Genomic DNA, 20,285 nt, shown 5'->3' with positions numbered 1-20,285 from the left:
AAGGTTACAGCTCAGTCTGAGCTCTTGGACTGCGACGTCTTCTGATTATAGCGCAACTTTGTACTGTGGTGATTAGCAGTAAACAGGTTGACTATGGTATAGTTGGCGGTTAACTAAGCTCTCCAGGACCGATAAAATAGAGGAACCCCGACGCAATGAGCGAGCTTGCCAAAGAGATCATCCGGGTTGATATCGAAAAAGAGTTAAAATCTTCCTACTTAGATTATGCGATGTCGGTGATTATCGGGCGTGCTTTACCCGATGTCCGTGATGGCCTCAAACCGGTACATCGCCGGGCGCTTTTCGCGATGCATGTACTGAATAATGACTGGAACAAGCCCTATAAAAAATCGGCGCGGGTGGTTGGGGATATTATCGGTAAGTATCATCCCCACGGAGATGTGCCGGCGTATGACGCCATTGTACGAATGGCACAACCCTTCTCATTACGCTATCCCTTAGTCGATGGCCAGGGTAATTTTGGTTCTATCGATGGTGATAGCCCAGCCGCCATGCGTTATACCGAAGTCCGTATGGCACGCATTACCCATGATCTCTTGGCGGAGTTAGAGCAAGAGACCGTTGATTTTGTTCCTAATTATGATGGCACCGAGCAGATCCCTGAGGTTCTCCCCGCTAAGGTTCCTAATCTATTAATCAATGGCTCCTCCGGCATTGCTGTGGGAATGGCCACGAATATTCCACCCCATAATTTGGCTGAAGTTATCGATGGCTGCTTAGCCTACCTAGATAATCCCACGATCAGTGTTGAAGCATTGATGGCGGTTATTCCTGGTCCTGATTTCCCCACAGCGGCGATCATCAATGGCCGTCAAGGGATTGAAGAGGCTTATCGTACCGGTCGCGGCCGCGTGATACTGCGGGCACGTTCGGTGATTGAGCGTGATAAACAGCAGCGTGAAACCATTATTATCAATGAACTACCCTATCAGGTGAACAAGGCTCGTTTAATTGAAAAAATGGCGGAGTTGGTCAAAGAGAAAAAAATAGAGGGGATTAGTGCGCTACGCGATGAGTCCGATCGCGATGGGATGCGCGTAGTGATCGAGATCAAACGCGACGCGGTAGCAGATATTGTGCTCAATAATCTGTATACCCAAACTGCCCTGCAAACCTCCTTTGGTATCAATATGGTGGCTCTGCATCAGGGGCAGCCTAAGCTATTAACACTCAAAGAGATCCTGCAGGCTTTCCTCAGCCACCGTCGCGAGATTATTAGCCGGCGCACGCTGTACGAGCTGCGTAAGGCTCGCGAACGGGCACATATTTTAGAGGGGTTGGCGGTGGCGCTGACCAATATTGATGTGATGATCCAGTTGATTCGCCAAGCTCCCAATGCAGTAGAGGCCAAAGCCCGCTTGCTTGAACAGCATTGGGCTTTGGGAGACTTACAAAGCCATTGGGCGGCTGTGGATAGTCAGGTGGTACGAGCGGGATGGGCTGCGGATCACGCCGGGATCCAGGGGGGATTGTACTGTCTCACCCCTCAGCAGGCCCAGGCTATTTTGGATATGCGGTTGCATAAGCTGACCGGATTAGAGCATGAAAAATTGCTGAATGAGTATCGGGAACTGCTGATCCAGGTGGCCGTGTTACTCGGGATCTTAGACAATATTGATGGCACCCTACGCGAAGAGTTGATCGCTATCAAAGAACGCTATCAAGATCCTCGTCGTACGGAGATCATGGGGAGCTACTCTGATTTACAGATCAGTGATCTTATTACACCGGAAGAGGTAGTGGTCACACTCTCCCATTGCGGTTATGTGAAATATCAGCTGTTATCAGATTATGAAGCCCAACATCGAGGGGGGAAAGGACGATCAGCGACCTCGATCAAATCGGATGATTTTATTGAGCAATTATTGGTCGCCAATACCCACGATACCCTACTTTGTTTCTCCAGCCGTGGGCGCCTCTACTGGTTAAAGGTTTACCAACTGCCCCAAGCTAGTCGAGGTGCGCGTGGTAAGCCCATTGTCAATTTATTGCCCTTAGAGGCGCCAGAGCGGATCACCGCCATCTTGCCGGTACGGGACTATCCCGCTGATCGCTTTATCTTCATGGCAACGGCACAGGGTACCGTTAAAAAAACGGCGCTGAGCGTTTTTAGCCGGCCGCGGAGTACCGGTCTCATTGCGCTTAATCTCAATGAGGGGGATGAGTTAATTGGGGTGGATATGACCGAAGGCGGGGATTCAATCATGCTCTTCTCCGCTCAAGGGAAAGTGGTCTATTTCCCTGAAGATCAGGTGCGCGATATGGGACGCGGAGCGACCGGTGTACGGGGAATGCGCCTCGGAGACCAAGATCGCGTCGTCTCCTTGATTATTCCGCGTCATGAGGGTCAGATTTTAACGGTCACCGTCAACGGCTTTGGCAAACGGACCCCTTTAGCGGACTATCCGATCAAGTCGCGTGCGACCCAGGGAGTATTCTCCATTAAAGTGACGCAACGGAATGGTCCAGTCATTGGTGCTGTGCAGGTCGAGGCGACGGATCAAATCATGCTGATTACCGATGCCGGGACTTTGGTGCGCCTGAGGGTTTCTGAAGTCAATAGTATTGGACGGAATACCCAAGGGGTGACCTTGATTCGTACCAGCCCTGGTGAGCAAGTGGCAGCATTGCAGCGTATTGCCGAAGAGGATGGGGAGGAGACGCTGATCAGTGAACTCTAAGGCTTTGGTCGCAAGATCAGGGCAGCCGGTTTCAGTGCAGCAGCTTCTTCTGTTGACACTTAAACCGCTCGCAGTAGAGTAGGCTATGCGTGATCCTTTGAGATTAGAGCCCCGTGCACACTGTGGTGGCGTGATCACCCTACCAGGCTCTAAGAGCCTAGCAAACCGGGCGCTACTGTTGGCTGCTTTAGCGCAAGGGTCCACGCGACTCACTAACCTCCCTCAGGGTGATGATGTCGGCCACTTGCTGCGCGCTTTACAGTCACTAGGGGTGCGTTATCACTATACTGAAGCCACTAGAGTCTGTGAGGTGGTAGGCTGTGCTGGCCGCTTTCCGAACGAGCGCACCGGGGAAACGCTCTTTTTAGGCAATGCCGGGAGCGTGCTGCGACCCTTGACGGCACTGTTATCCTTAGGAGGCGTTGGCGAGGCAGCTGTGGACTGGGTCGTGACCGGTGAGAGCCGAATGCAGCAACGTCCGATTGCACCTTTAGTCGATGCCTTGTGCCAAGGTGGGGCTCAAATTGACTACTTGGGTGATCCAGGTTACCCCCCCTTACGGCTGCGGGGCGGTTTTCAGGGGGGGACCCTACAGGTGAGTGGTCAGATCTCTAGCCAGTTTTTAAGCGCACTCTTGATGGCCACCCCGTTGGCGGAACAGCCTTCGACTATTGAAGTTGTGGGATCTCTGATCTCCGAATCTTACATTCAGATGACACTCCAGGTGATGCGCTGCTTTGGGGTGGTCGTCCAACACCAGGACTACCGGCTATTCTATACCCCTGGGTCTCAGCAGTACTGCGCTCCCCCACACTTTCAGATCGAAGGCGATGCAGCGACTGCCAGCTATTTTTTGGCAGCGGCCGCCATTCAAGGAGGGCCTATCCGAGTTCAAGGAATTGGCCGTGATAGCCTACAGGGAGAAAAGGTATTTGCTGATATTCTTCAACGTATGGGCGCAGAGATTGGCTGGGGTGAGGACTATCTGGAGTGTCGGCGAGGGCGATTATCTGGGATTGAGATCGAGATGAACAATCAGCCTGATAGCGCCATGACTTTGGCTATTGTAGCCTTGTTTGCTAAGGGTCCTACGACTATTCGTAATATTTATCACTGGCGATTCAAAGAGAGCGATCGGTTGTCGGCAATGGCAGCTGGGTTACGTCAGGTGGGTGCAACGGTTGAAATAGGGGTTGATTTTATCCATATTCAGCCGCCAGCTAAATTAAAAGCGGCTATGATTAACACTTTTAATGATCACCGGATGGCCATGTGTTTCTCTTTAGTGACCTTAGCGAAGGTGTCGGTAACACTCTCTGATCCGCAGTGTGTCTCTAAAAGTTTCCCCAACTATTTTGCTGAATTCGAACGCCTCACGGTGCCGAGGGGTGTTGTACCGGCTGTAGTACGTTCTGCACGACTATCAATAGGATAAAGAAAAAAGAGGGTAAAGGGCATGATAACCACGCCTCCAGTAGTCACGGTCGATGGTCCCAGTGGTGCGGGGAAAGGAACACTCTGTCGTGCGTTAGCCCAACGGCTAGGATGGCATTTGCTCGACTCCGGGGCGCTCTATCGTTTGTTAGCTTGGGAGGCTCTGCGCCGATCGCTGGATCTCACCCAGTTGGCACCTCTAGTTAGTTTAGCAACCCAGCTAGAGGTGCGGTTTGTTATGACGGTTTTGGGCCTGCAGATTATCTTTGAGGGTCAAGATGTCAGCCAGCAATTGGCCACCGAAGCAGTGGGGTCAACCGCTTCGAAAATTGCATGCTTATCGCCAATACGGAAGGCACTGCACCAGCGGCAGCGAGCCTTTTGTCAGCCGCCTGGGTTAATCGCTGATGGGCGTGATATGGGTACGGTGATATTTCCCGAAGCACGGGCCAAAATTTACTTGTATGCTAGCCTAGAAGAGCGGGCTAGTCGGCGGTTACGCCAGTTGCAAAGCAGGAGTGTTAATGTTAAATTCGAGCCCCTTTTAGGGGAGATGAGCGAGCGTGATCAGCGGGACACTCAGCGACTTGTTGCTGCTTTGGCAGCCGCAGAGGGCGCTCTACTGCTGGATTCGACCGATTTACCGATTGAGCAGGTGATTCAATTGGCCCTTAATTACGTAGAGTGTAGAGTAATCAGCAAGGGGTTGGCGTATACTGCCCCTGATTAACTGGCCTACTACAAGGAGTGTCGTGTAGGTCGTCAGTACAGCCCCATCTGTTAGGGAACAACAGGTGGATTCCCATGAAAATTTCATAGATTAATGATTATGCCAACCTCTTTTGCAACACTATTTGAAGACTCGTTAAAAGACCTTAAAACACGTCCAGGTTCTGTAGTTCGTGGCTTGGTGACCGCTATTGGTAAGGGAATCGTCGTCGTCGATGCCCGGCTTAAGTCTGAATCAGTTATTCCCATTGAGCAGTTTAGAGATAGCCACGGTGAGTTAGAAGTCAGCGTTGGTGATGAAGTGGATGTGGTGTTAGAGGCTATCGAGGATGGTTTCGGGGAAACGCAGCTATCCCGTGAAAAGGCCAAACGCCATGAAGCCTGGTTATCACTGGCAGAAGCTTATGAAAAATCGACCGTGATCACTGGTTTGATCAGCGGTAAAGTTAAAGGCGGCTTTACTGTCGAACTGAATGGTATCCGTGCTTTCCTGCCAGGATCCTTGGTTGAGGCCAGACCAGTCCGCGACACCAGTCACCTGGAAGGTAAAGAGCTGGAGTTCAAAGTCATCAAGTTTGACCAAAAACGTAATAACGTCGTCGTCTCTCGTCGCGCGGTTATAGAGTCAGAAAACAGTGTGGAGCGTAGCCAGCTGCTGGATAGTTTGCAAGAGGGGACAATAATCAAAGGCGTTGTTAAAAACCTCACCGATTATGGTGCTTTTGTTGATTTAGGCGGTGTAGATGGTCTGTTACACATTACCGATATGGCTTGGAAGCGAGTAAAAGAGCCACACGAGTGTGTCAGTGTCGGTGAAGAGATCCGGGTTAAAATCTTAAAGTTTGACCGCGAACGCAACCGAGTGTCGCTAGGCTTAAAGCAGTTAGGCGAAGATCCGTGGGTGGCGATTGCCAAACGTTGCCCGATCAACACCAAGTTGATGGGACGTGTCACCAATCTAACCGATTATGGCTGTTTCGTTGAAATTGAAGAGGGTGTAGAAGGTTTGGTACATGTCTCTGAAATGGACTGGACTAACAAAAATATTCATCCTGCTAAAATCGTCAGTGTAGGTACCACTGTTGAAGTGATGGTTTTAGATATTGATGAAGAGCGTCGGCGCATCTCCCTAGGGTTAAAGCAGTGCAAAGGTAATCCCTGGGAGCATTTCAGCGAAACCTACCATAAAAACGATCGACTCCGCGGTAAAATCAAGTCGATTACCGATTTCGGTATTTTTATTGGCTTGCCAGGCAATATCGATGGACTGGTCCACCTGTCAGACATCTCTTGGGATCTCTCTGGAGAAGAGGCGGTCGCCCAGTATAAGAAAGGCGATGAGATTGACGCTGTGTTACTGCAGGTTGATGTAGAGCGTGAGCGGATCTCTTTGGGTATTAAGCAGCTGGAAGATGATCCTTTCAACCACTATCTTGCAACGATTAAGAAAGGGGAGTGGATGAGCGGAAAGATAACAGCCATTGATGCCAAGAGCGTTACGCTCAATTTAGCAGAGGGTGTTATCGGTCGTCTTTCCACGGTTGAGGTGAGCCTGCTGGATGCCGTTGAGGGGAGTAATATCGCTGGGTTTACTGTAGACAGAGGCACAGAGCCTTATACGATAGGGAGTGATCTGAAGAGCCAATATGTCTCTGTCGATCGTAAAAATCGTGTGGTGAATGTCACGCTGCGTGCCAAGGATGAACTTGAAGGTAAAAACAGTTCGGTAGAGTCGAGTGGAGAGGAAAAACCGGCCAGTAAAGCGGTGTTCTCTAATGCCATGTCAGAAGCGTTCCGGGCTGCGAAAGGTAAGTAACCGGGAGCATTGATGACCTCCTGGGTCTGTTTGGGCCTGCTGTTAATACTAGGGGCGTGCGTGACTAAATCTGAATTAATTGAGCGGCTTGTTGATCAACAAGCGCATCTACGCGGAAAGGTGGTTGAAGAGGCTGTTAAAGAGCTGTTAGAGCATATGGTCAGCACTTTAGCTAGCGGAGAGCGTATTGAAATACGTGGTTTTGGCAGTATTTCCTTGCACTACCGCGCACCACGCATGGGTCGAAATCCCAAGACTGGGGAGAAAGTGGCATTAAACGCTAAGTGCGTACCGCATTTTAAGCCAGGCAGAGAGTTACGTGATCGCGTTAATAGCTATGCGTGACAGTATGAGTCAACACGGCACCTGCGGGTGCCGTTTCTTTTTACAGCCGGGCTGTTGAGTGCCTTAAACCATGAACATGAGCCATTAAGGAGCTGGAAGCGCGTATGCTCAATCAATGCATTATTGTTGCTTTAGAGTTAGCAGAGGCCGGAGCACTATTCCGATTAGTGGAGGATCTCAATCCACAAGCGTGCCGTTTAAAAGTGGGCAAGGCGCTATTTACCCGGTACGGGCCCTCTTTAGTACAGCAACTGCAGACACGGGGATTCGACGTTTTTCTTGATCTAAAATTTCATGATATCCCACAGACCGTTGCCCAGGCGGTCACTGCAGCAGCTGATTTAGGGGTATGGATGATCAGCCTACATGCGAGTGGTGGTCCCAAAATGTTAGAAGCGGCTGTCACGGCACTGAACAGCTTTAAGGCTAAAGCGCCACAACTGGTGGGTGTGACCCTGCTAACCAGCTTACACGAGGATGATTTGCCACTGCTCGGGATCACTGGACCAGCTTCACAACAGGTTGAACGGCTGGCGGTGCTTGCTCAACACTGCGGTCTGGAGGGTGTCGTCTGTTCAGCCCAGGAGGCTCGCCAGCTGAGGTCACTATGTGGCAATTCCTTTACTTTAGTCACCCCAGGGATCCGACCAGCAGGCACTGCCGCACATGATCAACAGCGGCTCATGGCCCCAGGGCCAGCCATCGCTGCTGGTGCTGATTATCTGGTGATAGGTCGTCCCATTACCCAAGCGGTTGATCCAGCGGCCGCCTTACGGGAAATCCAGCAGGCGTTAATGGATCAGATCAGCAGGACGCCTCATTAGCCGACAGGCGTTCGCGCAGTTAGGTTTTTAGCGCGCCCTCTGCTAGAATCGGCGCCACTCAAGGTTCTTTAATCGCTGTAGTAGGTCCTAGAATGCATCCAATGCTGAATATTGCCGTACGTGCCGTGCGTAAAGCGGGTCAATGCATGGTCCAAGCTTATGAGCAGCGAACACAGCCTAATAGCCATTTCCCTGGTTTTCCGGGGGATAGCTTGCCCGTCAGTCAAGCAATAGCTCAAGTCATGATAGCTGTGATCCAGCGCTCTTATCCACATCACGCTATTGTGAGTACTCTGGGCGAGCCGATTAGCGGTGAGGGTGAGGTTCAGTGGTTGATTGAACCGCTGGCAGGGAAGCGCAATTTTAGCAAGCGTTGGCCACATTGTGCGCTCTCCATCACGGTATCTATTAAAGCGGCTACTGAGGTAGCGGTGATCTATGACGCTTTGCGTAATGAGCTGTTTACCGCGGTGCGCGGCTCAGGGGCTCAAATCAATGGTTATCGCTTGCGACTGGAGTCGCAGTCTCAATCGCTCTCAGAGAGTGTGCTGGCGACCCGACTCACTTCCAATCCTCAGCACTCACTGGAACCCGCCACCATCCTGTTAGGGGCCTTGCTAGGACAAGGGGCTGCCATCCGCTGTAGTGGGTGTACGCTCCTGGATTTTGCCTACGTGGCCGCTGGCCGACTGGATGGTTTTTTCGGGCGTGGCGTAGCGCCTGCGGCACTGGCCGCAGGCGCCTTATTGGTGAGTGAAGCGGGCGGTTTGGTCACCGATTTTAGTGGTTCCCCACATCGGGGGCGATCGAATGAAGTGGTGGTTGCCCCCACTAAAATGATTAAATCCCTGTTGAAGGGCATTCACAGCGCTCGGGCGCAGCAGCCCTAAAATGGGGGCACTGGAGCGCTTTAAACCGGGGAAACCATTCACAGCAATCCTCCTCAATGTCATGCTCTGGAACTCAGCGATCAATGCGTCTGTACAAGCGATGCAGCATCATGCCCCGCTAGCGCCGCCCACCAGCAGTCAGCAGGCTACCACGGCTACGACCGCACCTTCTCAGCAGAAGAGCGGTGTAGCAGGGAGTCCTATTAAACCTAGTCACTGGCAGGATCGGCAGTTACGCGCAACTTGGATAGCCACTGTCCAGAACATGGACTGGCCCTCTAAAGCCTCTTTAGCGCTCAAAGAGCGTGCCGAACGGATTGAACTGCAGCAAACCGAATTACGGACAATACTGGATAAAGTCGTAGCGCTGGGGATGAACACCGTCGTTTTCCAGGTGAAGCCCTGTGCAGATGCCCTGTATCACTCGGCCCTATTGCCTTGGTCCCCCTACCTAACGGGATCGTTAGGAGAAGACCCGGGTTTTGATCCGCTGGCTTATGCCATTGAGGAGGCACATGCCAGAGGACTACAGCTGCACGCCTGGCTGAATCCCTATCGCGTCTCCATGAACCTTGAACAGGAGAGCATTCAGGCGTTGCTGGACTGCCCACGCAGTCTTTATAACCAGCATCCCGAATGGATCAGAACTGCCTTCCATCGTTATGTGCTGGATCCTGGTCTTCCTGAAGTACGTGCCTGGATTGAACAGATTATTGAAGAAATAGTCAATCGATACCAGGTTGATGGCATTCAGTTTGATGACTATTTTTATTACGAATCACACGATTCAACCTTAGCAGATGATCAGACCTTTAGCCGTTATGGGGCGGGTTTTGCTCATAAAGCTGATTGGAGACGGCACAATACTTATACCTTGATTAAAGCAGTATCAAAAAAAATAAAAGCGATCAAGCCACAGATACAGTTTGGTATTAGTCCCTCCGGAGTCTGGCGCAATAAAAAAGATGATCCTAACGGCTCTAATACTAATGCCTTAGCTCATTATGATACCCATTATGCCGACACTCGGCAGTGGGTGCAGGAAGCCTTGATTGATTATATTGTGCCGCAGATTTACTGGGCGCATGCCTCAGAACTAGCACCCTATGAGGTGGTTGCCACCTGGTGGGCTGATCTGGTTAAGTATACTAAAACACAGCTCTATATCGGGGTAGGGCTCTATAGAGTGGGACAAGTATTTCACTATCCAGGGGCAGGAAAATCGATCGGTGACCCAGCGTGGTCTATAGCTGATGGCGTCCCAGAAATAAAAAGACAGTTGGATTTTAATGAAAAAACAGTGGGGATACAGGGCAGTGTGTTGTTCAGTTCACTGAATCTCTTGGATCCACAAAAACAGCCAGTCGTCGATCATATTCAATCACGTTGGCAGGGGACGGCTACCGATTCAGTGCTCTCTGATAAAATAGTAGAGTAATGCTGCCAAGGTGTCAGTATTCTTACTCATTTTATCTGATTATCGTTAAAATAAAGTCAATCATCTGTTTGTTATTAAAGAACACTCTCACTTGTTTTTGATCTGACTGCACTATTCTGTTACGCTTGGAAAGGTTAATGGAATAGCGAATTAAATGCATCAATACAACGGGGATTATGACTATGATTAAAGTCCTATTAAAATGGACAAACTGGACTGTGGCCATGATTTATCTCATCGCCCCTGCTTTGTCTAGTGCTGCCGTAGTACCCCCTGGCGTTCAATTATCTCCGCTACAGGAGCTAGTGCGTGGTAATCGCTCAGAAGTGGAATCCTTAGATCCGCATAAAACCACCGGGCTTACAGAAACCAATATTATTCACGAGATCTTGGAAGGTCTAGTCAATTTTGGACCCAAAGGGGAGATTGTCCCGGGGGTGGCTCAATCTTGGCAGAGCAGTGATCAGAAAACTTGGATCTTTTCATTACGCCCCGAGGCCAAATGGTCGAATGGTGATCCAGTGACAGCAGAGGATTTTGTCTACAGCTGGCAGCGTTTAGCCGATCCAAACACGGCTTCTCCCTACAGTAGTTATTTAGACGATATACAATTGCAGAACAGTACTGAAGTCCTAAACGGTCGTCAGCCAGTGGAGACTTTAGGGATTCAGGCACTGGATGCCCAGACTCTAAAAATTACTTTATCACAACCGCTCTCCTATTTGATTAAGATGCTAGCACATACGTCGCTGAAACCCCTTCATCGAGCAAGCATTGAAAAATATGGGGATCAATGGACCCAGCCTGGAAATCAGGTCGGTAATGGCGCTTATAGGATGCAGGAGTGGGTGGTGAACGAGCGTATTACACTCATCCGCAATACACAGTACTGGGATGACAGCCGAACCGTCATTAACCAAGTCAAGTACCTACCCATTCAAGACCATCAGGAGATTGCCCGTTATCGTTCCAGTGAATTGGATATGATCTACGACACGGTCCCATCAGCAACGTTTCAACAGCTCAAGCAAGAGTATAAAAAAGAGTTACATAAAATCCCTAGTGTTGGGACCTATCATTATCAATTGAACTGTCGGCAACCACCCTTTAATAATGTTAAAGTCCGTCAAGCGGTCGCCTTGGCTTTAGATAAAAGAGCCTTGGTGGAAAAAGTAAAAGGGCAATGGGACACTGTTGCTGACTGTTTTACTCCACCAGCTATCGATGGAGCTCCTGTCAGTAGGCCAGAATGGGCCACCTGGACGCAAAAAAAACGGATTAAAGCCGCAAAAGCATTGCTGCAAGAGGCTGGTTATAACAGTAAAAATCCTTTAAAATTCAGTATATTACATGACTCTGTAGAATCGCATCAACGGCTGGCCATTGCCGCTAGTACGTTCTGGAAAGTGGCCCTCGGCGCTGAGATAACTTTGGAGAGTCAAGAGTGGAAAAGTTACTTAGAGAACCGACGCTTAGGTAATTTCCAGATGGCCCGGGCTATGTGGGTGGCGGATTATAATGAAGCCTCTGCTTTCCTGAATATCTTGTTACCAGGTAGTAGTACCAATTATTCTGGCTACGATAGTCCCCAGTTTGTCAACTGGGGCAAGCAAGCTTTGGGAACCTCTAACGAGACCCAGCGTCAGGTCTATTACCAAAAAGCGGAAGCCCAGTTAGCAACGGATATGCCAACCATTCCAGTGTATCATTTCGTCGATGCTCGCCTGATTAAACCCTATGTTCAGGGCTATAGCACGCAAAATCCCACGAAGATTATCCATACGAAAGATCTCTACATTACACAGCATTAAGGGATGAACAGCGTAGGGCCCTGAGCAGAGTGTCATCTGGTTGGAGCCTGATCATCGGTTCAACTGTGTTCAGTGGTTAGCCCCCCTATGTCTGATCAACAGGGGGATGCCTACTGCGCTTTCCGGGCTCTCCGGTTGTGTGATTGCCTTCAGCCTATTCATTGATCACTGCCGGCGGTTTTATCGGCGGTAGAGAGTATTGCGCTTTAGGGGGGGCTGGAACACAGTAGGTATAGTATAAAAGAGGGTTTAAGGGTTGTTATCCAGTGGATAAACCCTACGATAAGCTTTTAGATTTTAATGAAAAAACAGTGGGGATACAGGGCAGTATGTTGTTCAGTTCACTGAATCTCTTGGATCCACAAAAACAGCCAGTCGTCGATCATATTCAATCACGTTGGCAGGGGACGGCTACCGATTCAGTGCTCTCTGATAAAATAGTAGAGTAATGCTGCCAAGGTGTAAGTATTCTTACTCATTTTATCTGATTATGGTTAAAATAAAGTCAATCATCTGTTTGTTATTAAAGCACACGCTCACTTGTTTTTGATCTGACTGCACTATTCTGTTACGCTTGGAAAGATTAACGTAATAGCGAATTGAATGCATCAATACAACGGGGATTGTGACTATGATTAGAGGCCTATTACAATGGACAAACTGGACTGTGGCCATTATCTATCTCATCGCCCCTGCTTTGTCTAGTGCTGCCGTAGTACCCCCTGGCGTTCAACTCTCTCCTAAACAGGAGCTAGTGCGTGGCAATGGTTCAGAGGTTGAATCTTTAGATCCCCATAAAGCAACTGGGCATCCAGATTCCAATATTATTCATGAGCTCTGGGAGGGTCTCGTCAATTTCGGACCTCAAGGGGAAATTGTCCCTGGGGTTGCTAAAAGTTGGCAGAGCAGTGATCAGAAAACTTGGATCTTTTCATTACGCCCCGAGGCTAAATGGTCTAATGGTGATCCAGTGACAGCGCAGGATTTTGTCTACAGCTGGCGGCGTTTAGCCGATCCAAACACCGCTTCTCCCTATAGTAGTTATTTAAACGATGTACAACTGCAGAACAGTAAGGAAGTGCTGGCTGGTCGTCAGCCAGTGGAGACTTTAGGCATTCAGGCACTGGATGCCCAGACGCTACAGATTACTTTATCGCAACCGCTCTCCTATTTTATTAAGATGCTGGCACATACGGCAGTGAAACCGGTCCATCGAGCAAGCATTGAAAAATATGGGGATCAATGGACCCAACCTGGAAATCAGGTCGGTAATGGCGCTTATAAAATGCAGGAGTGGGTGGTGAATGAGCAGATTACCCTGATCCGCAATACACAGTACTGGGACAATAGCCGAACAGTCATTAACCAAGTCAAGTACCTGCCCATTGTAGACCATCAGGAGATTGCGCGTTATCGTTCTGGTGAACTGGACATCATATATGGTACGGTTCCATCAGCAACGTTTCAACAGCTCAAGCAAGAGTGCCCAAAAGAATTACATAAAAACCCCGCTCTCTCGACCTACTATTACGCATTAAACACTCGGGAACCTCCTTTTAATAATATTAAGGTTCGTCAAGCAGTTGCCTTGGCTTTAGATAAAACTGCTTTAGTGGAAAAAGTAAAAGGGCAATGGGATACGGCTGCTTACAGTTTTACCCCACCAGCTATTGGGGGGGGAGCGCTCAAGCGGCCAGAATGGGACACTTGGTCGCAAAAAAAACGGATCCAAGCCGCCAAAAATTTGCTGCAAGAGGCTGGTTACAACAGTAAAAATCCTTTAAAGTTCAGCATACTCTATAACGCCTCAGAACTGCATCAACAGTTGGCGGTTGCTGCCAGCCTATTCTGGAAACAGGCACTCGGTGCTGAGGTGACTCTAGATAGTCAAGAATGGAAGAGTTATTTAGAGAACCAACGATCAGGTCATTATCAGATGTCCCGGGCTGGTTGGGTAGCAGATTATAATGAAGCTTCTGCTTTCCTGAATATCTTGTTACCCGGGAGTAGTACCAATTATTCCGGCTATGATAATGCCCAGTTTATCAACTGGGTCAAGCAAGCATTGGTGGCTTCCAACGAGCCCCAGCGTCAGGCCTGTTACCAAAAGGCGGAAGCCCAGCTAGCGATCGATATGCCCATTGTTCCCATTTACCATTATGTGGATGCTCGCCTGATTAAACCCTATGTTCAGGGCTATAGCACGCAAAATCCCATGAAGGTTATTCATACGAAAGATCTCTACATTACAAAGCATTAATGATGGATGAAGAGAGTAGGGCCATGAGTAGCGCGTCATCTAGCTGAGCCTGATCATCTGTTTTCAGTGGTGAGCCAAGCTGTTAATTCCCCCCTTCTATTTTTGATAAGCAGGGGGGCGCCTAGTGTACTTTCTCGGCGCTCGGGTGGTGTGATTGCTTACAGCCTACTCATTGATCACTGCCGGTGGTTTTATCGGCTATAGAGAGTGTTGCGCTTTAGGCGAGGCTGGAATACAGTAGGGGTGTATAAAAAAGGGTTAAATAGTCGTTAGCCGGAGGATAAACCATCCGATAAGCTTTAAAAAAGCACACTGAGCGATGGCCCCTAACCCCCTAGCCTTATCTCAGAGATGAAGCCCCCAATCAAACAGTGCATGGGCACGGTGACTGGTCTCTCAAGTAGGAAGCTGGATCGACCCAGTAAGGTAGGCATTGATGTTAAATTTTACGATTAGGCGCTTTTTACAGGCCATTCCCACACTGCTGATTTTGATCACCCTCTCATTTTTTATGATGCGGCTGGCACCCGGCAATCCCTTTAGTAGTGATCGCAATTTACCGCCCCAGGTACTGGCCAATATTGAAGCCAAATATGGGTTAGATGCCCCCCTATATCAGCAATACTTTCGTTATATGAATAACTTACTGCATGGTGATTTGGGGCCCTCCTTCAAATATAGGGATTTTTCAGTCAATGATCTGGTTGAACAGGCCTTTCCGGTGTCGATTAAAATTGGGATCTACGCCTTTATCATTGCCGTAGTATTAGGGGTGAGCATTGGCGTGATGGCCGCCCTGAAGCAAAACAGCTGGCTAGACCATGCGCTGATGATCTTTGCCATGGTTGGCGTCGTCATCCCTAGCTTCATTAAAGCACAGCTGCTGATCATGATTTTTGCGGTGTGGCTACGCTGGCTCCCAGCGGGGGGCTGGAACGGTGGCCCCTGGAACTATATGTTGTTGCCAGTGGTTTCACTGGCTATTGGCTATATTGCCAGTATTGCCCGGATTACCCGGAGCTCCATGCTCGAAGTGCTCCATACAAACTTTATCCGTACCGCCAAGGCCAAAGGGCTTCCCCTCTATTATATTGTTTGTCACCACGCTTTAAAGCCAGCGCTGCTGCCGGTCATGGCGTACCTGGGTCCAGCATTTGTTGGTATTATTACCGGCTCTGTCGTGGTTGAAACCATTTTTGGGTTACCCGGGATTGGCCAGCTGCTGGTGAATGGATCGCTCAACCGTGACTATGCCATGGTACTCAGTTTAACGATTATTATCGGAGCCTTAACCATTTTTTTTACGGCGGTCGTCGACATTTTATATGCGCTGATCGATCCCAAAATTCGTTATTAAGGCATTCGAGGAGGGAAGATGAGCCTACGAAAGTTGAGTAAAACAGTCGATCCAGCGAGTCATCTGCTGGATATTAAAGGTCGTAGTTTATGGCAGCACGCCTTGCAGCGCTTTATCGCCAATCGTGCAGCGGTGGTGAGTTTAACTGTTTTGTTATTGATTGTGGTGTTTTTAATCCTGGCGCCGATCTGCTCTCCCTTCACTTATGAAGCACCTGATTGGGGTGCTATGTTAACCCCCCCTAATATCGCTAATCGACACTATTTTGGTACCGATTTTTTAGGGCGAGATCTCATGGTACGGACGGCTACTGGCGGTCGTATCTCCCTAATGGTAGGACTCTCCAGTGCCTTGATTGCGGTGTTGGTAGGAACGCTCTATGGGGCCACCGCCGGCTATTTAGGAGGCACGGTTGATGCCTTAATGATGCGGTGGGTAGAAATTTTAGACGCCTTCCCGTTTACTTTTTTTGTGATCTTACTGGTGACCCTATTTGGTCGCAACCTGTTCTTAATTTTTGTAGCGATTGGCATGGTCTCTTGGCTCAATGTCGCGCGGATTGTTCGGGCACAGACGCTTAGTTTAAAGCAAAAAGAGTTTATTGAGGCTGCCCGCACTTGTGGCGCCTCAACCTGCGCAATCTTGTGGCGGCATATTGTGCCCAATGTATTAGGGCTGGTAGTGGTCTATGCCTCATTACTAGTCCCAGCGATGATTTTATTTGAATCCTTTCTAGGTTTCCTGGGGTTAGGCGTCCAGGAGCCGATGGCCAGCTGGGGCGGGTTGTTGCAAGAGGGACCCAAATATCTGGAGTATTACCGTTGGCTACTGATTATCCCTGGCCTATTTTTAATGGTCACGCTGTTCTGTTGCAACTTTATTGGTGATGGCTTACGCGACGCCCTCGATCCCAAAGACAGTTCAGGGAGAGTTTGAATGACGTTATTAGCGGTCAATGGATTACAGATTACTTTTACGACCCCCGAGGGTACCGTCGCGGCGGTGAATGATCTGAGCTTCACCGTGGCTGCTGGTGAAACGCTCGGCATTGTCGGGGAAACTGGCGCTGGTAAATCGCAAACGGCTTTTGCGCTGATGGGACTCTTGGCCAATAATAGTCACGTGAAGGGCTCGATTCAATTTGCCGGGCAGGAGATTCTTCATCTATCCACTGAAGAACGTAACCGAATTCGGGCGACACAGATTGCCATGATTTTTCAAGATCCGATGACCTCGCTGAATCCTTACATCACGATTGGTAAACAGTTGATGGAGACCTTAATCCACCATAAAGGGTTCAGTCACGCCAAAGCCTTTGAGGAGTCGGTCTGGATGTTAGAAGCGGTTAAAATCCCTGAGGCACGCCAGCGCATGACCATGTACCCACATGAATTTTCTGGCGGCATGCGTCAACGGGTGATGATTGCGATGGCGCTGCTATGTCGCCCACGCCTGTTATTAGCGGATGAGCCGACGACCGCTTTGGATGTGACCATTCAAGCACAGATTATGAGCTTATTAAATGAGTTGAAACAGGCTTTTAATACGGCCATTATTTTGATCACCCATGATCTAGGGGTCGTGGCTGGTAGCTGTGATAACGTGCTGGTGATGTATGCGGGCAGTACCATGGAGAGTGGCAGCGCCGAGTCTATTTTCTATCGTCCCACCCATCCCTATACGATTGGCTTGTTAAACGCTGTGCCCCGTCTTGATGTGGATAATCAAGTGTTGGCAACGATTCCCGGGGATCCTCCTAACTTACTGCGGCTGCCGACAGGCTGTCCTTTTCAACCGCGCTGCCCGTTGGCCGAAGTGCGCTGTCAAGTCACCCCCCCCTTGCGCCCTGTGGGTGAAGGTGGGGTATGCGCCTGTTATCATGCCAAAGAGTATTGACGATGAATCACGATCAAAGCAATCAACAGCTGAAACCGCTCCTTGAGGTGGTCGATTTAAAGGTCTATTTTAACATCAGACAGCGGGGAACTTGGTTTTGGCAGCCGAAATTTCAACAGCTTAAAGCGGTCGATGGTGTCAGCTTTTCTTTGGCGCAGAATAAAACGTTAGGCATTGTGGGCGAGTCAGGCTGTGGTAAATCTACTTTAGCCCGCGCTATCGTCGGCTTAGTCACCGCGACCGCCGGGGCAGTTTATTGGAATGGTGAGGATTTACTCCAGTTAACGGCAAGACAGTGGCTGGGCAGGCGCCGAGAGATTCAGATGGTGTTCCAAGATCCGTTGGCCTCGCTTGATCCGCGGATGACGGCGGGTGATATCATTGCTGAACCCCTACAGAGCCTCTACTCAGCGATGAGCAAAGCCGATCGGCAGGCGCAAGTGAGAGCGATCATGGATCGGGTTGGTTTATTGCCTAATCTGATTAATCGCTACCCCCATGAGTTTTCAGGAGGCCAGTGTCAACGGATTGGCATTGCGCGTGCCTTGATCTCGCAGCCAAAATTACTGATTTGTGATGAATCAGTATCAGCCCTCGATGTTTCCATTCAGTCCCAAGTGATCAACCTGTTAAAAGAGCTACAACGAGAGCGTGGCTTGACACTGCTGTTTATCGCTCATGATCTCGCAGTGGTCAAACATATCTCTGATCAAGTGTTGGTCATGTACCTAGGGCATCCCGTAGAGTATGGGAGCTACGAGCAAATTTACCATAATCCGCTACATCCTTATACTAAAGCCTTAATGGCAGCGGTGCCGATACCTGATCCCCGGAAAGAGCGGAATAAAACAGTCCAACTCTTGGAAGGGGACCTGCCGTCGCCGATTCACCCGCCATCAGGGTGTGTATTTCGTACGCGCTGTCCCATAGCCGGTCCAGAGTGTGCCGTCACCCGCCCTCAGCTGCAGGGCAATGCACAGCACACGGTCTCTTGTTTAAAGGTGGCGGTTTGAATCGGTTGTCGCGTGGCGAAAATTAGAGTGGAGTGGTCAGTAGAGGTGATGTTGTGGGTGGGAGTAGCACCTCTTTAGAGCGGTGCTGATTTAGATGTTCTTACGCAGCAGCACCGGCTTGATGGTGAGCAGTAAAATTTTGCAATCAAGCCAGAGTGACTGGTGTTCAACGTACCAGAGATCAAACGCCAACTTCTCTTGAACAGAGAGAGCGTTACGGCCATTGATTTGTGCCCAGCCGGTGATCCCCGGAGGAACTGCGTGGCGTTTCGCTTGGGTTTTAGGGCAGTCAGGTAACTCCTCCAACAGCAATGGCCTAGGCCCTACCAAACTCATCTCCCCTTTCAAGACATTCCAGAGCTGTGGTAACTCGTCTAAACTGGTTGCTCGTAACCAACGCCCTAGCCAGGTTAAACGCTGAGAATCAGCCAGCAGCTCCCCTCGGGTATTACGCTTATCCAGCATAGAGCGAAATTTATAAATCAAAAAAAATTTTCCATGCAGACCAAGACGCCTTTGTTGGAACAGGACGGGAGAACCCAGGCAACAGCGGATCATCAAAGCAATGACGATCAAACAGGGTAGGCACACCAGTAAGCTAATAGTAGTCATCGTGATGTCGAACAGTCGTTTAGTCTTCATGATGAGATAATCCCTGGATGAAAATATGAAAATAGTCCACTGTCGGCTATGTTACACTGTGCACTGACTTTTTCATGAACACAGTCGCATCCCTAAATATAGTAACCATCTAACATGAAGCATGATCAGCGTTCAACCACAACTGACCCTAGGGTTATCACCCCAGTGGCAGTACCTCTCCCAGAGCAAGCGCAGGTAGCGGTACTGCTAGCAACCTTGAATGGCCAAAACTTTCTCGGTCAGCAACTAGAGTCCATTGCCCAGCAAACGGATGCCGACTGGCACGTTTATGCCTCTGATGACGGCTCTAGGGATGATACACTATCGCTACTGCAGCATTATCAAAAAAGTTGGGGTCCCCATAAACTCTCTATTGGCCAGGGGCCTCAAAGAGGCTTCGCCGCTAATTTTTTGAGCTTAGCCTGCCAGCCCACGATAACAGCAGACTTTTATGCCTATGCTGATCAGGATGATATTTGGTATTCCGACAAACTGAGCCGCGCCCTCCAGTGGTTCAAGTCGATTCCAGCATCGCAGCCAGCACTCTACTGTTCCCGTACCTGTTTACTAGATGCGCAGGGGCGTCCAGTTGGATTATCAACTTTGTATAGCAGGCCACCCAGTTTTCCCCATGCCTTGCTGCAAGTGATTGCTGGGGGGAATACTATGGTGTTCAACCAAGCGGCTCGTCATTTGCTCTGTACCGCAGGCGGGTCATGTGAAGCGTTCAGCCATGACTGGTGGACTTATCTGTTAGTTTCTGGTTGTGGCGGCACGGTTTTTTATGATAGAACGCCTACCGTGGGTTACCGACAGCACAACCATAATGTATCCGGGTCTAATGGTGCCTGGTTGGCGAAATTCACTCGGGCTAAAAAACTGTTACAGGGGCACCTTAGGCATGCTAATGCCTGTAATATCCGAGCCCTGCAAACGATGCAAACCTATTTGAGCCTAGAGAATCGCCAGTTATTTCAGCAATTCTGTGCGGCACGTGACCAACAGGGTTGGTTATCAAGACTATTAGCCATGCGTCGCTGTCAGGTCTATCGACAGACTTATCTTGATAATCTGGGCTTACTAGTGGCTATAGTCCTCAATAAAATATAATGGAGTGAATGGTAGCTG

At 49.5% G+C, this 20,285-nt stretch carries 16 protein-coding genes and 1 pseudogene; 16 read left to right on the top strand and 1 reads right to left on the bottom strand.

What is annotated here, in order from left to right; translation table 11 throughout:
* Nucleotides 1-155: 155 nt before the first annotated feature.
* The 15 genes and pseudogenes from gyrA to oppF form a co-directional block, all read left to right on the top strand.
* A pseudogene (gene gyrA, locus NL324_RS03195) lies at nucleotides 156-2,693 on the top strand (DNA topoisomerase (ATP-hydrolyzing) subunit A); the annotation flags it as partial.
* 94 nt (nucleotides 2,694-2,787) lie between these two features.
* Nucleotides 2,788-4,137 (top strand): 3-phosphoshikimate 1-carboxyvinyltransferase, encoded by a 1,350-nt coding sequence (gene aroA, locus NL324_RS03190; protein WP_253306310.1) that lies wholly within the window; start codon nucleotides 2,788-2,790, stop codon nucleotides 4,135-4,137.
* A 21-nt stretch (nucleotides 4,138-4,158) separates the two neighbouring features.
* Nucleotides 4,159-4,866 carry a (d)CMP kinase gene (cmk, locus tag NL324_RS03185; RefSeq protein WP_253306309.1) on the top strand — a complete coding sequence of 236 codons (708 nt, stop codon included), beginning with the start codon at nucleotides 4,159-4,161 and terminating at the stop codon, nucleotides 4,864-4,866.
* Between the two features lie 93 nt (nucleotides 4,867-4,959).
* Complete coding sequence (gene rpsA, locus NL324_RS03180) at nucleotides 4,960-6,681, top strand: 30S ribosomal protein S1 (protein ID WP_436298237.1); 1,722 nt, start codon at nucleotides 4,960-4,962, stop codon at nucleotides 6,679-6,681.
* Between the two features lie 60 nt (nucleotides 6,682-6,741).
* Complete coding sequence (ihfB, locus tag NL324_RS03175) at nucleotides 6,742-7,026, top strand: integration host factor subunit beta (protein ID WP_253307113.1); 285 nt, start codon at nucleotides 6,742-6,744, stop codon at nucleotides 7,024-7,026.
* A gap of 104 nt (nucleotides 7,027-7,130) precedes the next feature.
* Nucleotides 7,131-7,850 (top strand): orotidine-5'-phosphate decarboxylase, encoded by a 720-nt coding sequence (pyrF, locus tag NL324_RS03170; protein WP_253306308.1) that lies wholly within the window; start codon nucleotides 7,131-7,133, stop codon nucleotides 7,848-7,850.
* A 92-nt stretch (nucleotides 7,851-7,942) separates the two neighbouring features.
* On the top strand, nucleotides 7,943-8,740 hold the full coding sequence (locus tag NL324_RS03165) for an inositol monophosphatase family protein (RefSeq protein ID WP_253306307.1): 798 nt from the start codon (nucleotides 7,943-7,945) through the stop codon (nucleotides 8,738-8,740).
* A 1-nt stretch (nucleotide 8,741) separates the two neighbouring features.
* Nucleotides 8,742-10,178 carry a glycoside hydrolase family 10-like protein gene (locus tag NL324_RS03160; RefSeq protein WP_301282748.1) on the top strand — a complete coding sequence of 479 codons (1,437 nt, stop codon included), beginning with the start codon at nucleotides 8,742-8,744 and terminating at the stop codon, nucleotides 10,176-10,178.
* A 182-nt stretch (nucleotides 10,179-10,360) separates the two neighbouring features.
* On the top strand, nucleotides 10,361-11,989 hold the full coding sequence (locus NL324_RS03155) for an ABC transporter substrate-binding protein (protein ID WP_253306306.1): 1,629 nt from the start codon (nucleotides 10,361-10,363) through the stop codon (nucleotides 11,987-11,989).
* A gap of 266 nt (nucleotides 11,990-12,255) precedes the next feature.
* Nucleotides 12,256-12,438, top strand: coding sequence for a hypothetical protein (locus NL324_RS03150; RefSeq protein WP_253306305.1), 183 nt, complete (start codon nucleotides 12,256-12,258; stop codon nucleotides 12,436-12,438).
* Between the two features lie 182 nt (nucleotides 12,439-12,620).
* Complete coding sequence (locus NL324_RS03145) at nucleotides 12,621-14,249, top strand: ABC transporter substrate-binding protein (protein WP_253306304.1); 1,629 nt, start codon at nucleotides 12,621-12,623, stop codon at nucleotides 14,247-14,249.
* 436 nt (nucleotides 14,250-14,685) lie between these two features.
* Nucleotides 14,686-15,606, top strand: a complete 921-nt coding sequence (gene oppB, locus NL324_RS03140) for an oligopeptide ABC transporter permease OppB (RefSeq protein WP_253306303.1) — start codon at nucleotides 14,686-14,688, stop codon at nucleotides 15,604-15,606.
* 18 nt (nucleotides 15,607-15,624) lie between these two features.
* Nucleotides 15,625-16,542 (top strand): oligopeptide ABC transporter permease OppC, encoded by a 918-nt coding sequence (gene oppC, locus NL324_RS03135; RefSeq protein WP_253306302.1) that lies wholly within the window; start codon nucleotides 15,625-15,627, stop codon nucleotides 16,540-16,542.
* Entirely contained in the window at nucleotides 16,543-17,502 is a 960-nt protein-coding gene (locus tag NL324_RS03130) for an oligopeptide/dipeptide ABC transporter ATP-binding protein (protein WP_253306301.1), read from the top strand. It begins immediately after the preceding gene.
* Nucleotides 17,503-17,504: 2 nt separating this feature from the next.
* Nucleotides 17,505-18,515: a murein tripeptide/oligopeptide ABC transporter ATP binding protein OppF gene (gene oppF, locus NL324_RS03125; RefSeq protein WP_253306300.1), complete on the top strand. Its 1,011-nt coding sequence runs from the start codon at nucleotides 17,505-17,507 to the stop codon at nucleotides 18,513-18,515.
* Nucleotides 18,516-18,605: 90 nt separating this feature from the next.
* On the opposite strand, the gene NL324_RS03120 is transcribed toward oppF, so the two are convergent.
* The gene (locus NL324_RS03120) at nucleotides 18,606-19,157 is read right to left on the bottom strand and encodes a sugar transferase (protein ID WP_253306299.1); all 552 of its coding nucleotides are present in this window, start codon (nucleotides 19,155-19,157) and stop codon (nucleotides 18,606-18,608) included.
* Between the two features lie 165 nt (nucleotides 19,158-19,322).
* Here NL324_RS03120 and NL324_RS03115 point away from each other — a divergent pair, with 165 nt between their 5' ends.
* Nucleotides 19,323-20,267, top strand: coding sequence for a glycosyltransferase family 2 protein (locus NL324_RS03115; protein ID WP_253306298.1), 945 nt, complete (start codon nucleotides 19,323-19,325; stop codon nucleotides 20,265-20,267).
* Nucleotides 20,268-20,285 lie beyond the last annotated feature (18 nt).

Source organism: unidentified bacterial endosymbiont, assembly GCF_918320885.1.
Classification (GTDB): domain Bacteria; phylum Pseudomonadota; class Gammaproteobacteria; order Enterobacterales.
The sequence above is the reverse complement of the archived record's forward strand: the minus strand, read 5'-3'. Positions and strand labels throughout refer to the sequence as shown.

Excerpts from the sequence above, each read along its gene's own strand:
- aroA (WP_253306310.1), top strand. The coding sequence starts at position 2,788 with ATGCGTGATCCTTTGAGATTAGAGCCCCGTGCACACTGTGGTGGCGTG.
- cmk (WP_253306309.1), top strand. The coding sequence starts at position 4,159 with ATGATAACCACGCCTCCAGTAGTCACGGTCGATGGTCCCAGTGGTGCG.
- rpsA (WP_436298237.1), top strand. The coding sequence starts at position 4,960 with ATGATTATGCCAACCTCTTTTGCAACACTATTTGAAGACTCGTTAAAA.
- pyrF (WP_253306308.1), top strand. The coding sequence starts at position 7,131 with ATGCTCAATCAATGCATTATTGTTGCTTTAGAGTTAGCAGAGGCCGGA.
- NL324_RS03165 (WP_253306307.1), top strand. The coding sequence starts at position 7,943 with ATGCATCCAATGCTGAATATTGCCGTACGTGCCGTGCGTAAAGCGGGT.
- NL324_RS03160 (WP_301282748.1), top strand. The coding sequence starts at position 8,742 with ATGGGGGCACTGGAGCGCTTTAAACCGGGGAAACCATTCACAGCAATC.
- NL324_RS03155 (WP_253306306.1), top strand. The coding sequence starts at position 10,361 with ATGATTAAAGTCCTATTAAAATGGACAAACTGGACTGTGGCCATGATT.
- NL324_RS03145 (WP_253306304.1), top strand. The coding sequence starts at position 12,621 with ATGATTAGAGGCCTATTACAATGGACAAACTGGACTGTGGCCATTATC.
- oppB (WP_253306303.1), top strand. The coding sequence starts at position 14,686 with ATGTTAAATTTTACGATTAGGCGCTTTTTACAGGCCATTCCCACACTG.
- oppC (WP_253306302.1), top strand. The coding sequence starts at position 15,625 with ATGAGCCTACGAAAGTTGAGTAAAACAGTCGATCCAGCGAGTCATCTG.
- NL324_RS03130 (WP_253306301.1), top strand. The coding sequence starts at position 16,543 with ATGACGTTATTAGCGGTCAATGGATTACAGATTACTTTTACGACCCCC.
- oppF (WP_253306300.1), top strand. The coding sequence starts at position 17,505 with ATGAATCACGATCAAAGCAATCAACAGCTGAAACCGCTCCTTGAGGTG.
- NL324_RS03120 (WP_253306299.1), bottom strand. The coding sequence starts at position 19,157 with ATGAAGACTAAACGACTGTTCGACATCACGATGACTACTATTAGCTTA.